At 69.0% G+C, this 14153-nt stretch carries 12 protein-coding genes and 1 rRNA gene; 1 reads left to right on the top strand and 12 read right to left on the bottom strand.

What is annotated here, in order from left to right; genetic code table 11:
* Positions 1-659, bottom strand: a 16S ribosomal RNA gene (locus tag RDU83_09830); the annotation flags it as partial.
* A gap of 187 nt (positions 660-846) precedes the next feature.
* Between RDU83_09830 and RDU83_09825 the strand changes: the two genes are divergently transcribed.
* Positions 847-1602: a DUF92 domain-containing protein gene (locus RDU83_09825; GenBank protein MDQ7841311.1), complete on the top strand. Its 756-nt coding sequence runs from the start codon at positions 847-849 to the stop codon at positions 1600-1602.
* 19 nt (positions 1603-1621) lie between these two features.
* Here the strand turns inward: RDU83_09825 and RDU83_09820 are convergent, their stop codons facing one another.
* From RDU83_09820 to RDU83_09770, 11 genes are read right to left on the bottom strand one after another with little or no spacing between them, the layout of a single operon-like run.
* Positions 1622-2683, bottom strand: coding sequence for a pectin acetylesterase-family hydrolase (locus tag RDU83_09820; protein MDQ7841310.1), 1062 nt, complete (start codon positions 2681-2683; stop codon positions 1622-1624).
* A gap of 40 nt (positions 2684-2723) precedes the next feature.
* A complete protein-coding gene (purH, locus tag RDU83_09815; GenBank protein ID MDQ7841309.1) occupies positions 2724-4307 on the bottom strand; it encodes a bifunctional phosphoribosylaminoimidazolecarboxamide formyltransferase/IMP cyclohydrolase in 1584 nt (527 codons plus the stop codon).
* Positions 4304-4951, bottom strand: coding sequence for a phosphoribosylglycinamide formyltransferase (gene purN / locus RDU83_09810; protein ID MDQ7841308.1), 648 nt, complete (start codon positions 4949-4951; stop codon positions 4304-4306). Before purN ends, purH begins: the two co-directional genes overlap by 4 nt.
* Entirely contained in the window at positions 4948-5985 is a 1038-nt protein-coding gene (gene purM, locus RDU83_09805; protein MDQ7841307.1) for a phosphoribosylformylglycinamidine cyclo-ligase, read from the bottom strand. Before purM ends, purN begins: the two co-directional genes overlap by 4 nt.
* A 24-nt stretch (positions 5986-6009) precedes the next feature.
* Entirely contained in the window at positions 6010-7464 is a 1455-nt protein-coding gene (gene purF, locus RDU83_09800; protein ID MDQ7841306.1) for an amidophosphoribosyltransferase, read from the bottom strand.
* A 3-nt stretch (positions 7465-7467) separates the two neighbouring features.
* A complete protein-coding gene (purL, locus tag RDU83_09795) occupies positions 7468-9690 on the bottom strand; it encodes a phosphoribosylformylglycinamidine synthase subunit PurL (protein ID MDQ7841305.1) in 2223 nt (740 codons plus the stop codon).
* The gene (purQ, locus tag RDU83_09790) at positions 9687-10385 is read right to left on the bottom strand and encodes a phosphoribosylformylglycinamidine synthase subunit PurQ (GenBank protein ID MDQ7841304.1); all 699 of its coding nucleotides are present in this window, start codon (positions 10383-10385) and stop codon (positions 9687-9689) included. Before purQ ends, purL begins: the two co-directional genes overlap by 4 nt.
* Positions 10382-10627, bottom strand: a complete 246-nt coding sequence (gene purS, locus RDU83_09785) for a phosphoribosylformylglycinamidine synthase subunit PurS (protein MDQ7841303.1) — start codon at positions 10625-10627, stop codon at positions 10382-10384. The genes purQ and purS overlap by 4 nt, the downstream gene beginning before the upstream one ends.
* The gene (locus RDU83_09780) at positions 10628-11554 is read right to left on the bottom strand and encodes a phosphoribosylaminoimidazolesuccinocarboxamide synthase (GenBank protein ID MDQ7841302.1); all 927 of its coding nucleotides are present in this window, start codon (positions 11552-11554) and stop codon (positions 10628-10630) included.
* On the bottom strand, positions 11551-12843 hold the full coding sequence (gene purB / locus RDU83_09775; protein ID MDQ7841301.1) for an adenylosuccinate lyase: 1293 nt from the start codon (positions 12841-12843) through the stop codon (positions 11551-11553). The genes RDU83_09780 and purB overlap by 4 nt, the downstream gene beginning before the upstream one ends.
* Positions 12840-14150 (bottom strand): adenylosuccinate synthase, encoded by a 1311-nt coding sequence (locus RDU83_09770; GenBank protein ID MDQ7841300.1) that lies wholly within the window; start codon positions 14148-14150, stop codon positions 12840-12842. Before RDU83_09770 ends, purB begins: the two co-directional genes overlap by 4 nt.
* Positions 14151-14153: the final 3 nt, after the last annotated feature.

Genomic DNA, 14153 nt, shown 5'->3' with positions numbered 1-14153 from the left:
CTACCGCCCTCAAGCTCGCCAGTATCCCGCGGCGTTCTCCAGTTGAGCCGGAGGATTTCACACGAGACTTAACGAACCGCCTGCACGCGCTTTACGCCCAGTAATTCCGGACAACGCTCGCCCCCTACGTCTTACCGCGGCTGCTGGCACGTAGTTAGCCGGGGCTTCCTCCGGAGGTACCGTCACCTTGCGGCTTCTTCCCTCCTGACAGGGGTTTACGACCCGAGGGCCTTCGTCCCCCACGCGGTGTCGCTGGGTCAGGCTTGCGCCCATTGCCCAAGATTCCCAACTGCTGCCTCCCGTAGGAGTCTGGGCCGTGTCTCAGTCCCAGTGTGGCTGATCGTCCTCTCAGACCAGCTACCCGTCATCGCCTTGGTAGGCCGTTACCCCACCAACTAGCTGATAGGCCGCGGGCTCCTCCTGAAGCAGACCTTGCGGACCTTTCCTCCCCAGAGGATGCCCCCCTAGGAGGATATCGGGTATTAGCCCCGGTTTCCCGAGGTTGTCCCCGTCTTCAGGGCAGATTGCCCACGTGTTACTCACCCGTTCGCCGGTAGAGTTGAAACGTCTGGCAAGCCAGACGCCAACCCTCCCTCGACTTGCATGTTTGAGGCACACCGCCAGCGTTCGTCCTGAGCCAGGATCAAACTCTCCATTAGAATCCTCAAAGGATCCAAAGGCCTTGCGTGCGGCTCCTTGCCACTATGCGGTTGTCAAGGTGCGGGGCACAAGACGTGTTGTCTCGCGCAGGGGCACCTATTCTTATACCAACCGGCCCGTCCAATGTCAAGAGATTGTACTGGAATGGCAGGAATGGCGCCGCATTGTGCCCAACGTTCGTGCCTGATGATCGCTTTGATTGCCGCTGCCGCACTCGCCGCTCTCGGGTGGCGCTGCCGCTGGCTGACATGGGATGGGGCCGTTGCCGCTGCAATCGTGGGGGCTGCGGTGCTCGGATTCGGAGGCTGGGCCTGGGCAGGGGCGCTGGTCGCGTTCTTCGTCTCAGGGACCGCGCTGACCGCGCTCGGGCGCGGGAGAAAGGCCCAGCCCGAACACCGGGGCCGAGGGCGAGACGCGATGCAGGTTCTGGGGAGCGGCGGCGTGGCAGCCGCAATCTGCGTTCTGTGGGAAACCGGGATCGGCGCAGGCCACCTCCGGCTGGTGCTGCCCGCCGCGTTCCTCGGCTCCCTGGCATCGTCCGCCGCCGACACCTGGGGCACAGAGCTGGGGATGCTGAGCCCCCATCCGCCACGGCTGATTACCACATGGCAGCGGGTGCCCCCGGGCACCTCCGGGGGCATATCGCCGGCAGGGTGCCTGGCTGCGGCCTCCGGTGCCGCGCTGGTGGCCGCGGTGGGCGCTTCGGGCGATTGGCGCGCATTCAACGCGGCCTGGATAGCCGGGGTGCTGGCAATGTTCCTGGACAGTGCGCTGGGCGCAACGGTTCAGGCGTCGTTCGTCCGCCGAGATGGGAGTGTCGGAGAAGACCGCGAACCAGGCGGCAGGCTGGTCCGTGGAGTCGCTTGGATCACGAACTCCGTCGTCAACCTCTTTGCGACGCTGGCCGGCGCCCTCTTCGCGGCTCTAATCTACGGACGGTGACTGCGCGCGCCGCAGAGGCCTACGGCCACACGTCGCCCGGCCGCCAGCCCCGCAGCAGTTGCCTGAGCCAGTCCACGAAACGCACGCCGCCGACCGTCTCGGTGTAGAACTCCGGGAAGGTCAGGATACCGTGCCTGTTGCCCGGAGCCGTGTAGCTGAAGAAGTTCGGGGCATCGGCTTTGATCTGCCGCAGTGAGGCCTGCATTCTCCGCGACCACTCCGCTGCTGTGGCTGGACTGGGCTGGCGTTCGCCCTTCATCAGCGCGTAGAAGAAGATCTGCGTGCCGTCCATGACCGTGTTGAACTGGGCCATGGCGTGGCGGGGATAGGTACGGGCAATCTCCGTGTACACTTGCGGGACGCTCAGCGCCTCAGGCCGAGACCGAAGGCGGGCCACGCCTGAGATCCACTCTGGGAGAGCGCCTGCGATGTTCCAGGTCTCAAACCCCTGCCTGCCGAAGGCGTCGGTCATCACCCCGGCACCCACGTCCCCCAGTTGCACCACCCGCGCGCCGGGGTAGCGCCGCATAACGTGCGGCGCCCACATGAGCGAACCGTAGGCACCGGCGCTGCGACCGATCACCGCCACCACCTCGGGATTCGGTACCCGGGCGTAGGTCCAGAGCAGCGCGGCCCGGGCGTTGACGGCCCCGCGGTAATGTATGGTGAGAGCCGAAGCGTAGGCGCGCACCGCATCGCCCCAGAAGATGTCAGCGCTGCAGTACGGGACCCAGACAAACGTCCAGCCGCGGAACGGGTTGTCGAAGTTCCCGCGGGCATAGATCCCCTGACCCGCGCGCAGCTCGTCCAGTTCCACGCGCGCCCTGTGAATGCCGGCGGCGCAGGTGCCCGCGTCCCAGCACGCTCCACCGCCCTGGAAGAAAATCACCAACCGCTTCGGGTCGCCGGAGCCCACGTAGAACTTGAAGGGCGATCCGTCGCTGCACACAGCCCACGGGCCTGGGGTGACCTCTTCCCAGCCCGGTATCGCCTGCGCCGCCGGGGCCTGCGCCGCTGCCGGAGCCGGCACCCATGCCACGGCGATCAAGCATCCGATCACCGCCCAGATCATCCGCTTCATGCCTGCACCTCCAGGAGTCGGTCCTGACAGGCCGTCCCGTTCAGTGCCGGAAGTGGCGCTCTCCGGTCAAAACCATAGCCAGGCCCAGCCTATTCGCGGCCGCGATAATTTCGGCATCGCGGGCCGATCCCCCTGGCTGGATCACCGCGGTCACGCCGGCCTCGGCGATCGCCTCTACCCCATCGGCGAAGGGGAAGAAAGCATCGGAGGCCGCCACCGCGCCACGGGCCCGCTCCCCGGCCTTGACCGCTGCCAGGCGGACGCTGTCCACCCGACTCATCTGTCCGGTACCGACACCTACCACCTGCTTGTTTCTGGCGAACACGATGGCGTTGGACTTCACGTGCGCGCAAACCGCCCAAGCGAAGCGGAGGTCATCCCACTCAGCGGCCGACGGTGCGCGGGAAGTGACCACGGTCCACGCGGCCTCGTCTAGGCCCAGGGCGTCCTCCGACTGGATCAGCATCCCGCCCCGGATGCTCCGGAAGGCGAGTCCGGCCTGCCCGCTCGCCCCCCGGTTCCCGGTCGCGAGCAGTCGCAGGTGCTTCTTGGCTAGGAGCAGTTCGGCCGCGCCGGGCTCAAAGGAAGGCGCAACAATCGCCTCGAGGAACAGTTGAGCCATCGCCTCCGCGGCCTCCAGGTTCACCGGGGCGTTGACGGCCAGGATCCCACCGAACGCGGACACCGGGTCGCCGTCGCGGGCGCGCAGGAAGGCGTCGAGCACCGTCGGCGCCACCGACGCTCCGCACGGGTTCGCGTGCTTGATTATCGCCGCACCAGGAGACGGCAGATCGCGCACAAGCGCCCACGCGGCCTCCAGGTCCGCGATGTTGTTGTATGAAAGCGCCCGGCCGCCGAGCACTTCGGCCGAGATCACCTCGCCCCCGGCCACCGCCCCGATGCCGGCGCCCTGCTCCGTCTCACTCGACGGCGCCGCTGCGGCGGCGTAGAGGGCGGCGTGCTGGTGGGGGTTCTCGCCGTAACGCAGGTCTGCCCGCTTGCAGAACGTGAGGGTCAGGCGCGCGGGAAACGGCATCTGGCCCGCGGCGCGCTGGAAGTACTCTGCGATCGCGGCATCATACGCCGCCACGCGCGCGAAGGCGTCGGCGGCCAGTCGCAGCCGCAGCGCCTCGGGCACACCCGTACCGGCCTCAATCGCGGCGATCACCTCAGCGTACTGCGATGGATCGCTCAGGACGGTAACGCGCGCCCAGTTCTTGGCCGCGGCGCGCAGCAGGGTCACGCCGCCGATGTCCACCTCTTCGACCGCCTCGGGCATGGCGACTCCCCGCGCGGCTGCCTCCTCGAATGGATAGAGGGTTACTGCCACCAGGTCAATCGGGGAGATCCCATACCGCCCAAGTTCAGCCAGATCCTCGGGTACACCGCGGGCCAGCAGCCCGGCGTGGACCGCCGGGTGCAGCGTCTTGACGCGGCCTCCCAGCATCTCGGGAAACCCGGTCACCTCCTCCAGCGGCAGGACCGGCAGCCCGGCCGCGCGGAGCGCCGCCGCAGTTCCGCCGGTGGAGACCAGTTCCGCCCCGGTCGAGTGCAGCGCCTGCGCCAATGGAATCAGACCGGCCTTGTCCGCAACACTGAGCACCGCGCGGCGTATCGGCATCATGTCAGCAGCGCCCTGCTCCCCTCTACCCGAATGCGCCCGTCCGCCAACCACCGTATGACCTGTGGGTAGAGCGCGCGCTCCTCGGCCTGCACGCGCGCCGCCAGCGTGGCAGGCGTGTCTCCATCGAGCACCGGTACCGCGATCTGTGCCAAGATCGGCCCTCCGTCCGGAACCTCGTCCACGAGATGTATGGTGCACCCGCTTGCCGCTGCGCGCGCCGCGAGCACTTCCTTGTGCACCCTCTCGCCGTGCATCCCCTTCCCGCCGAAAGCCGGCAGAAGCGCCGGATGCACGTTCAGTATGCGCCCGGCGTGGTGTGCGATGAACGCCGGGGACAGGATGCGCAGGAATCCTGCCAGGCAGATCAGGTCGGCCCCGTGCTCGCGGATGACGCCGGCAAGTTCGGTCTCGAAAGATTCCCGGCTCCTCCCGCGGTGATCTACAAGCACGGTAGGAATGCCGGCTCGATGCCCACGATCTAGGGACTGTGCGCCCGGGGTGTTCACAACGACAACCGCGACCGTGGCGCCGGGCCGAGCCGGGTCGCCCTCGGCGCCGGCGGATACCCCTCCGCCGGGAAACGCATCCAGCAGCGCCTGCAGCGTGGTGCCGCTGCCCGAGGCCAGTACTGCCAGACGCGTCATGCCGGATCCACGCCCCTGGGGCCCTCGATGATCTCGCCGATCTGCAGAGCCGGAATACCGGCGGCCTCGAAGTGCCGCACCGTTCGCGCGGCATCCTGGGCCGCGGTCACCACCACCATGCCGATCCCAAGGTTGAACGCCCTCACCATCTCCTCTTCGGAGATCCGGCCTGCCTGCTGGAGCCAGCGGAAGATCGGCGGCTCGGGCCAGTCCCGCAACACCCTGGCGCGGCAGCCGTCGGGCAAAACGCGCACCAGGTTGTCCACCAGGCCGCCGCCGGTAATGTGCGCTGCAGCGCGAATCTGGACGCTCCCAAGGAGGGACAGCAATCCCTCCGCATAGCACAGGTGGGGCGCTAGCAGCGCCTCCCCCAGCGAAGTGCCCAGATCCTCTAGGTGCTCGTGCAGCGAGGCGCCCGCGGCCTCCACGACGCGTCGCGCCAGCGTGTAGCCGTTGGTGTGCAACCCGCTGGAACCCAGACCGACCAATCGGTCCCCGGGTATGGTTCCTGCCCCGGTTAGGAGACCGTCCGGGGGCGCCCGGCCGATCATGGTTCCCACAACCTCATAGGCGTCGCAGGTGTAGACGTCGGGCATCTCCGCGGTCTCGCCGCCGATCAGCGGCACCCCAAGCAGCGCGCAGGCGCGCGCCATCGCCTCGACCAGAACCCTGATCAGCGGCGGATCCAGCCGCCCCATGGCGACGTAGTCGAGAAAGGCGATGGGCCTGGCCCCGCAGGATACGAGGTCGTTGGCGCAGTGGGCGACGATGTCCCACCCGATTACGTCATCGCGCCCCATCTGCCGCGCGATGAGCGTCTTCGTCCCGACGCCGTCCACCGTGGCCAGGAGAAAGCCGGCACCCGGAGGCGCTAGACGTACCGCGCCGGCAAAGGCTCCGAGTCCGGCACCGACGGCGTCGGTGTAGGTGGAAGCAATCGCCGGCGCGATTGCTTCCAGCAGGCGCGCCTTGGCGCCGACGTCAACGCCGGCTCCCCGATAAGTGAGCCCAGGGGGAGTCTCGCCGGATCTCACACCGGGTTCCTCACAACGTAGCACTCACGGCGGGGTGCTCCCGGCCGCCACGGCCGCCAGTTCGTCGAGGGCCGTACGCCCTGCTTCGGCCTCGGTCGGCACCCGGGTCGGATACCAGCCATCCAGACAGGCCATGCACAGAGTCTCCTGCGGCAGCGCCACGGCCTCCACGAGCCCGGCCTGGCTCAGGTAGCCGAGCGAATCGGCGCCGATGGACCGCCTGATCTCCTCGACATCCAGGCGGGATGCCACCAGCTCCCCCCTGGTGCTGGTATCAATGCCGTAGTAGCAGGCATGCCGGATCATCGGGGATGAGATGCGCACGTGCACCTCACGCGCACCGGAGCTCCTCAGCAGGCCGACTATGCGTCCCGAGGTAGTGCCGCGGACGATCGAGTCGTCCACCAGGACGACGCGCCTTCCGGCGATCACGTCCAGGTTGGGGTTCAACTTGAGGCGGATGCCGAAGTCGCGCGAGGCCTGGTCGGGCTGGATGAAGGTGCGGCCGATGTAGCGGTTCTTGATCAGACCGATCTCGAAAGGCAGGCCGGCCCGTTCGGCGTAGCCCATGGCCGCCGAGGTGCCCGAGTCCGGCACCGCAATCACGATGTCGGCGCGGGCCGGGTGCTCGTGCGCCAGCACCCGGCCCATGCGGCGCCGGGACTGGTGGACGTTCCTATCGTAGAGCACCGTGTCCGGCCTTGCGAAGTAGATGTACTCGAAGACGCAGTGGGCGCGCCGGTCAACCGTAAGGATCTGCCGCCTGTGCATGCCCTGCTCGTCAAACGCCACCAGCTCTCCGGGCTCCACCTCGCATACCGCCTGGGCGCCGGTATGGTCAAACGCGCACGTCTCCGAAGCGATCGCCCAGAACCCCGGCCCACGTCCGATCGCCATCGGCCGGATCCCGTGCGCGTCGCGAAACCCGAACAGCCGGCCCCCTACCAGGGCCGCGACCGTGTAGGCGCCCTCGAGACGGCGCATGCACCAGGCGACCGCGTCGTCCGGAGTGGACGCCGGCGCCCGCGCGATCAGGTGTGCGATCACCTCGCTGTCGGTGGTCGCGCCGAACCCGACCCCCTGCGTCTCCAGTTCGCGCCGGAGCGCCGGCGCATTGATCAGGTTGCCGTTGTGGCTGATCGCCACCGGGCCCCATGGCGACGGCACTATGAAGGGCTGCGCATTCTCGATGCGGGCCGAACCCATCGTGGCGTACCGGACGTGCCCCACCGCGGCCGGACCCGGCAGCGAAGCGACCCGGTCGTCATCGAAGACGCGGGACACCAGCCCCATCCCCCTATGATGCCGCATCACGGCGCCGTTGAACGCTGCGATGCCTGCGCTCTCCTGTCCACGGTGCTGCAGCGCGTAGAGCGCCACGTGAACGATCGGCGCCGCGTCATGCCCGCCGGTGCATAGGACACCGCTGACGCCGCACTCCTCTTTCCAGACCCCGATGCCCCACGTCTCACTCACCATGCGCTAAACCTCCAGGCCCTCCCAGGCCTCGGTCATCTTTGCCAGGGGCAGTTCGATCGGGTCGGTGGGCCCGGCATCACCCGCCTGGGCCAGGCGCAGGGCCGGGCCGCCGACATGGCCGAGAACGCGGACCGACACGCCGTGCCTGCGGGCCAACTCGTCCAGCGAGTCCAGGCGCTCGGGAGGGAGCGACGCGACGAACCGCGCCGGACCTTCCCCGAACCAGACCTCCGCGACAGGACCATCCGGCAGCGTTACCGAGGCGCCTGTTTCGCCCGCCATGCACGCCTCGGCCAGTGCCACGGCGATCCCGCCGTCGCCGGCGTCATGAACCGACGACACCACTCCGGCGCGCACCGCCTCGCGTGCGCAGGCGATCGCGCGCGCCGAGCGCTCCAGTTCAGGATTAGCCGGCCGGCCCCTGACCTCGCCCCCGAACGCGCACTGGTACAGGCTCGCCCCGAGGGTCCCTCCGGGGTCGCCCAACAGGACAACCAGGTCGCCTTCCCGGGCGAAACCCATCCGCCCCGCGCGTGCCACGTCGTCGAGCAGCCCGACCATGGCCACCACCGGCGTCGGGAAGATCGCACGGCCGGGACCCTCCCCGCCCTCTGCCTCGTTGTAGAAAGAAACGTTGCCGCCTATCACCGGAACCCCGAGGCCCTCGCACGCCTCCGCGATGCCCTCGATCGTTTCGCGGAAGGCCCAGAACACCTCGGGCCGCTCCGGGCTGCCGAAGTTGAGGCAGTCGGTGACCGCCAGCGGCTCCGCGCCCACACACGCAAGGTTGGCCGCCGCCTCCAGCACCGACAGCGCTGCTCCGCGCCGTGGGTCGGACGCGCACCACCGGCCGTTGCCGTCGGAGGTCAGCGCAAGCCCCAGCGGCGGCGCGGTGATAAGGCGCAGCACCGCGGCGTCGGCCCCGGGCGGGGTAACGGTCCTGACCCCCACCATGTGGTCGTACTGTTCGTAGATCCCCCGCTTGCTCGCCACGTCGGGATGGCGCAGGAGAACGAGCAGCGCCTCCACTGGGTCGTGGACAGGAACAGCCGCGGGATCGAGCCTCCACCGCGCCTCCAGTTCGGCCGGCACCGAGGCCTGGGGATCATAGATCGGGGCGTCCGCCAGACTCTCGGGAGGAAGGTCCACTATGGTCTGCCCGCCGGCGGTCACGCGCAGGCGCGCTTCGGCGGTAACCTGTCCTATCACCTCCGCGGCCAGCCCCCACCGGCGGTAGGCCGCGGCGGCGCGTTCCACCTCTTCCGCGCGCACCACCAGGAGCATCCGCTCCTGCGACTCGCTCAGCAATATCTCCTCGGGCCGCATCCCGGCCTCGCGCAGCGGCACCCGGTCCAGGTCTATCGCCATGCCCACGCGGCCTCGCGCCGCCATCTCGCTTGTCGCGCAGGTGAGCCCGGCCGCGCCCATGTCCTGTATGGCCAGCACGGCGCCCGTGGCAAGGGCCTCCAGCGTGGCCTCTATCAGCAGCTTGCCCGTGAACGGATCGCCCATCTGCACCGAAGCCCGATCCGCCTGCGCGCGTCCCTCGTCCAGCTCGGTCGAGGCGAACGCCGCACCGCCGATTCCGTCACGGCCGGTGCGCGCGCCGGCGTACAGGACCGCGCTGCCAGCCCCCTCTGCCGCGGATCGGGCCACCTGGTCCGCGCGCACCATGCCCAGACAGGCGACGTTCACCAGCGGGTTGTCCCGGTAGCACGCGGCGGTCAGCAGCTCCCCGCCCACCGTCGGCACGCCCACCGCGTTGCCGTAGCCGGCAATCCCGGCAACCACCCCGCTGCAGATCCTCCTGGCCCTGGGCTCGTCCAGAGGACCGAACCGCAGCGAGTTGAGCAGCGCCACCGGCCGCGCGCCCATGGCCAGCACGTCCCGGATAATGCCGCCAATGCCGGTGGCGGCGCCGTTGTATGGGTCAACGGCGCTGGGATGGTTGTGGCTCTCCATCTTGAACGCCAGGGCCCATCCCCTGCCGATGGAGACCACGCCGGCGTTCTCACCAGGACCGGTCAGCACGCGCGGTGAGGATGTGGGCAGCCGGCGCAGGGCTGCCCGGGAGTGCTTGTAGCCGCAGTGCTCCGACCACATCACGCCGTACATCCGCGCCTCTACCGGGTTGGGATCGCGGCCCAACCGCCGGCAGATCTCGCGGTAGTCCGAGGCCGGGAGCCCGCAGAGGGCGGCGGCGTCAACCGCAGCGGCCCGCGTCATCCCGCACCCACCAGCGCGCCGACCACGGATTCAAACAGCCGGCGACCGTCTATCGAACCCAGCAGCGCTTCCGAGGCGCGCTCCGGGTGCGGCATCAGACCGACCACGTTGCCCGCGTCAGAGGCCACGCCCGCGATCCCTGCCACCGAGCCGTTGGGATTGGCCTGGGGCGTGACCCAGCCCAGGGGATCGCAGTAGCGAAAGACCACGCGCCCCGCTTCCTCCAGCGCCGCCACCTCGGCCGGCGGCGCGAAGTACGCGCCCTCGCCGTGCGCCACCGGCATCCGCAGCACCGTCCCGGGCCGCATGCCCGCGGTGAACGGCGTCCGATCGGACTCCACGCGCACCCACGCCGGGTGGCACCGGAACCGCAGCGAGGCGTTGTGAAGCAGGGTGCCTGGAAGCAGGCCTGCCTCGGTCAGGATCTGAAAGCCGTTGCAGATTCCCAGCACCGGCGCGCCGCGTGCCGCGATCTCGCGCACGGCCCGCATCACGGGCGCGGTCGCGGCGATCGCCCCGGACCGCAGGTAGTCGCCGTAGGAGAACCCTCCCGGAAGGACCAGCGCGTCTATCCCCTCCAGCGACCGGTCCTCGTGCCAGACTTCCTCGACATGCTGGCCCAGCACCGACCGGAGCACGTGCACGCAGTCCCTGTCGCAGTTGGAGCCGGGGAAGAACACCACGCCCCAGGTCACGGACCCGACCCCCCTGGGATCTCCTCGATCGTCCAGGTCTCGATCAGCGGGTTGGCCAGGAACCGTGCGCACATCTCGTCCACACCCGCACGCTCTTCGTCGGGAAGGATCATCTCGACCACCTTGCCCATGCGCACCTGCTCCACTCGATAGCCCAGCGCATCCAGTCCGCGCTCGACCGCCTGGCCGGGCGCGTCCAGCACGCCGGGCTTCAGCATGATGGTGACTCGAAACGAGCGCATCTACGCAATCTCCTCCCCGGTCAGACGCCGGTACGTTTCCAGGTAGCGCTGGCGCGTGGCCTCTACCACCTCAGACGGCAGGGCCGGCGCCGGTGACTCACGGTTCCATCCGGCGCGCGTCAGGTAATCGCGCACTATCTGCTTGTCAAATGACGCCAGTCTTCCGGCCGCGTACTCCGCGGCGTCCCAGTAGCGCGATGAGTCCGGGGTGAGCGCCTCGTCAATCAGCATCAACGCGTCGCCCGCCGCATCGCCCGGCGCGCCGCGGGCCAACCCGAACTCGAACTTGGTATCGGCGAGCACAAGGCCGCGGCCCTCCGCGTGCACGGCGGCGTGGAGGTAGAGCGCCAGACTGAGATCGCGCAGGCGCTCCGCCAACGCCCCGCCCACCATGCGCACGACCTCCTCGAACGCGATGTTCTGATCGTGCCCTGAGGCGGCCTTGGTCGCCGGCGTGAAGATCGGGTGTGGCAGGCGGGCGCCGTCTGCAAGACCATCCGGCAGCCGCACGCCGCAGACCGCGCCGTCCCGGCGGTATTCCTGCCAACCGGATCCCGTCAGGTATCCCCGCACCACGCACTCCACGTCAATCCGGTTGGCCCGCCTCACAAGCATGGCCCGGCCGTCCAGGAGCCGAACCTGCTCAGCGACCGCCGGCGGCAGGCGCATCTGGTCCTCGTCCGTGGTCATAAGGTGATTCGGGACAATGGATCGGGTTCGCGCGAACCAGAACGCCGAGAGCCGCGTCAGGATGCGGCCTTTTCCGGGCACCGGTGAGGGCAGCACGTGGTCGAATGCGGACAGGCGGTCGGTGGCCACGATGAGAAGGTGCTCACCCAGATCGTAGACGTCGCGCACCTTGCCCCGCGCAAACACCGGCAGGGGAAGATCGGTGGTGACGACGGCCGGCGCGTCCGAGAGGCTCATCGCGGGATACCGGCGCGCTCCAGAATCACGTCCACGTGGCGCAGGTAGGGCGCCGGATCGAAGCATGCGTCCCGTTCCTCCGGCGCGAGCACTCCGCGGGCCACCAGCAGATCCCCAAACCTGCCCCCGCCTTCCAGCGCCGCGGTCGCCGTCTCCTGCACGATCCGGTAGGCCTCATCGCGGCTGTGGCCTCTCTCCATCAGCGCCAGCAGCACCCGGTGGCTAAAGACAAGGCCCCCTGAGGCCTCGAGGTTGCGCCGCATGGCCTGTGGGTGGACGCGCAGCCCGGAGAGCACACGGTGGAGGATTCCCAACATGTAGTGCACCAGCCCGGTCGCCTGCGGCAGGATCAGCCGCTCGGCCGAAGAGTGACTGATGTCGCGCTCGCCCCACAGCGCCTGGTTCTCCAGCGCAACGGGCACCGCGCCGCGCACGGCGCGCGCCAGCCCCACCAGCCGCTCGCACAGGATAGGATTGCGCTTGTGGGGCATCGCAGACGATCCTGTCTGGCGCTCCCCAAAGGGCTCTTCGACCTCTCCCACCTCGGTGCGCTGCAGAGAGCGGATCTCGGTGGCGATCTTCTCGATGCTCCCGGCCAGTATGGCCAGGGCCCCCACGTACTCGGCGTGACGGTCGCGCTGCAGGATCTGGCTGCTCACCGGCGCCGGCTCCAGGCCCAGGCCCGCGCACACCGCGGCCTCTATCTCGGGAGGACTGTGGATGAAGGTCCCCACCTCGCCCGAGAGCTTGCCCACGCGCACCGCCTCTCGGGCCGCGCGCAGCCGGGCCTCGGCCCGGCCCAGCTCCGCGTGCCAAAGCGCCACCTTGACCCCGAAGGTAATGGGCTCGGCCTGCATCCCGTGCGTCCGGCCGGCCATGAGCGTGTAGCGGTGACCGGAAGCGATCGCGGCGGTGACCCGGCGCACCCCGGCCAACGCTTCCAGAATCAGATCGGCCGCGCGCACCAGCAGCACCGACTGGGCTGTGTCCACCACGTCCGACGAGCCCAACCCCCGGTGGAGGTGTGAGGCGTCGGGGCCGGTCAACTCGGCCACCGAGCGCAGGAAAGCGACTACGTCGTGCTGGGTTTCCGTGCGCTCGATCTCGTCAATGCGCGCGGGGGTCCCGCATCTTGCCGTGCGGCGCAGCCGCGCCGCGACCTCGTGGGGAACCAGTCCGTGGGCGGCCTGGGCCTCCACCGCCAGCAACTCGATCTCCAGCCACACCGCGAACTTGGTCTCGGGAGCCCACAGCGCCCTCATCTCGCTGGTGGAGTAGCGCTCTATCACCGCCGGCCCTCTGATCCGGCCGGGGTCCCAAAGCGCAGCAGGGCCTCGCGTTCCCTGCCCACGCCGACCATCGTCACCGGCACCTCCACCAGGGCAACCAGGCGGTCCAGGAACAGGCGGGCTTCCACCGGAAGATCGCAGGGAGCCTCAATCCGCTTGGGAAGCCGCCAGCCGGGAAGCGTCTCGTAGACGGGCTCGACCTCCTGCAGCGCCACCGTGTCCGGCATGCCGTCCAGCAAGACGCCGCGCAGACGGTAGCCCGAGCAGATCCTGACATGGTCCATGCCCGACAGCACGTCTAGTTTCATCACAGCCAGTTCGGTGAAACCTGCCAGCTCGGCCGCAAACCGTGCGGCCACCGCGTCAAACCACCCGCACCGCCGCGGCCGGCCGGTGGTCGTGCCGAACTCCTGCCCTGCCTCGCGAATGAAGTCCGCGGTGGCGTCTTGGATCTCGGTCGGCATGGGCCCGGCACCCACCGCGGTTGTATAGGCCTTGACCACCCCTACCACGCGCGTGATGCTGGATGCGGGAATGCCGGCGCCGGCGGCTGCTCCGCCCGGCAGGCAGGTGGATGAGGTCACATAGGGGTAGATCCCCCAGTCCAGGTCGCGCATCACCCCCAGGTGCCCCTCCACCAGGATGCGCGCCCCTGCGCGCAGGGCACGCTGCACCATTCCGTGGCTGTCCACGATGCGGGGAGCCAACGCCTCGCGCCATCTGGCACAGCGCTCCAGCAGATCATCCGCGTCCACGGCACCGCCGCCCACGGTCCCGCCGTTTCCGGTCCCGGCCAGCACACGGTTCGTCCTGGCCACCTGGTACCGGACCGCTTCATCCAGATATGCGGGATGCAGGAGATCGCCCACGCGGACGCCTACGCGGGCAACCTTGTCCGCATATGCCGGCCAGATCCCCTGCTTCGTGGTGCCGTGACTACTGCTGCCGCGAAGCGCTTCTTCGCGCACGTCCAGCATCAGGTGGTGGGGCATCACAATGTGCGCCCTGTTGGATACAAACACGTTGTGCGTGGAGACCCCGCTGGCTTTGAGCATCGCCAGCTCCTCGATCAGCGCGTCCGGGTTGACCACCACGCCTGGGCCGATCAGGCAAACAGCCGACGGGTAGAGCACGCCCGAGGGCACGAGATGCAGCCGGAAGATGCCGTAATCGCTGACAATCGTGTGCCCGGCGTTGGTTCCACCGTTGTAGCGGATGACGAGATCCGCCTCGGCGGCCAGGGCGTCCACGATCTTGCCCTTGCCCTCGTCGCCCCAGTGACCTCCGACGACCGCGGTTACCGACACCTG

It is taken from the genome of bacterium (genome assembly GCA_031082185.1).
Lineage (GTDB): Bacteria > Sysuimicrobiota > Sysuimicrobiia > Sysuimicrobiales > Humicultoraceae > VGFA01.
Note: the sequence above shows the minus strand (reverse complement) of the source record. Positions and strands in the feature narration are given on the sequence as shown.

Excerpts from the sequence above, each read along its gene's own strand:
- RDU83_09825 (MDQ7841311.1), top strand. The coding sequence starts at position 847 with ATGATCGCTTTGATTGCCGCTGCCGCACTCGCCGCTCTCGGGTGGCGC.
- RDU83_09820 (MDQ7841310.1), bottom strand. The coding sequence starts at position 2,683 with ATGAAGCGGATGATCTGGGCGGTGATCGGATGCTTGATCGCCGTGGCA.
- purH (MDQ7841309.1), bottom strand. The coding sequence starts at position 4,307 with ATGATGCCGATACGCCGCGCGGTGCTCAGTGTTGCGGACAAGGCCGGT.
- purN (MDQ7841308.1), bottom strand. The coding sequence starts at position 4,951 with ATGACGCGTCTGGCAGTACTGGCCTCGGGCAGCGGCACCACGCTGCAG.
- purF (MDQ7841306.1), bottom strand. The coding sequence starts at position 7,464 with ATGGTGAGTGAGACGTGGGGCATCGGGGTCTGGAAAGAGGAGTGCGGC.
- purL (MDQ7841305.1), bottom strand. The coding sequence starts at position 9,690 with ATGACGCGGGCCGCTGCGGTTGACGCCGCCGCCCTCTGCGGGCTCCCG.
- purS (MDQ7841303.1), bottom strand. The coding sequence starts at position 10,627 with ATGCGCTCGTTTCGAGTCACCATCATGCTGAAGCCCGGCGTGCTGGAC.
- RDU83_09780 (MDQ7841302.1), bottom strand. The coding sequence starts at position 11,554 with ATGAGCCTCTCGGACGCGCCGGCCGTCGTCACCACCGATCTTCCCCTG.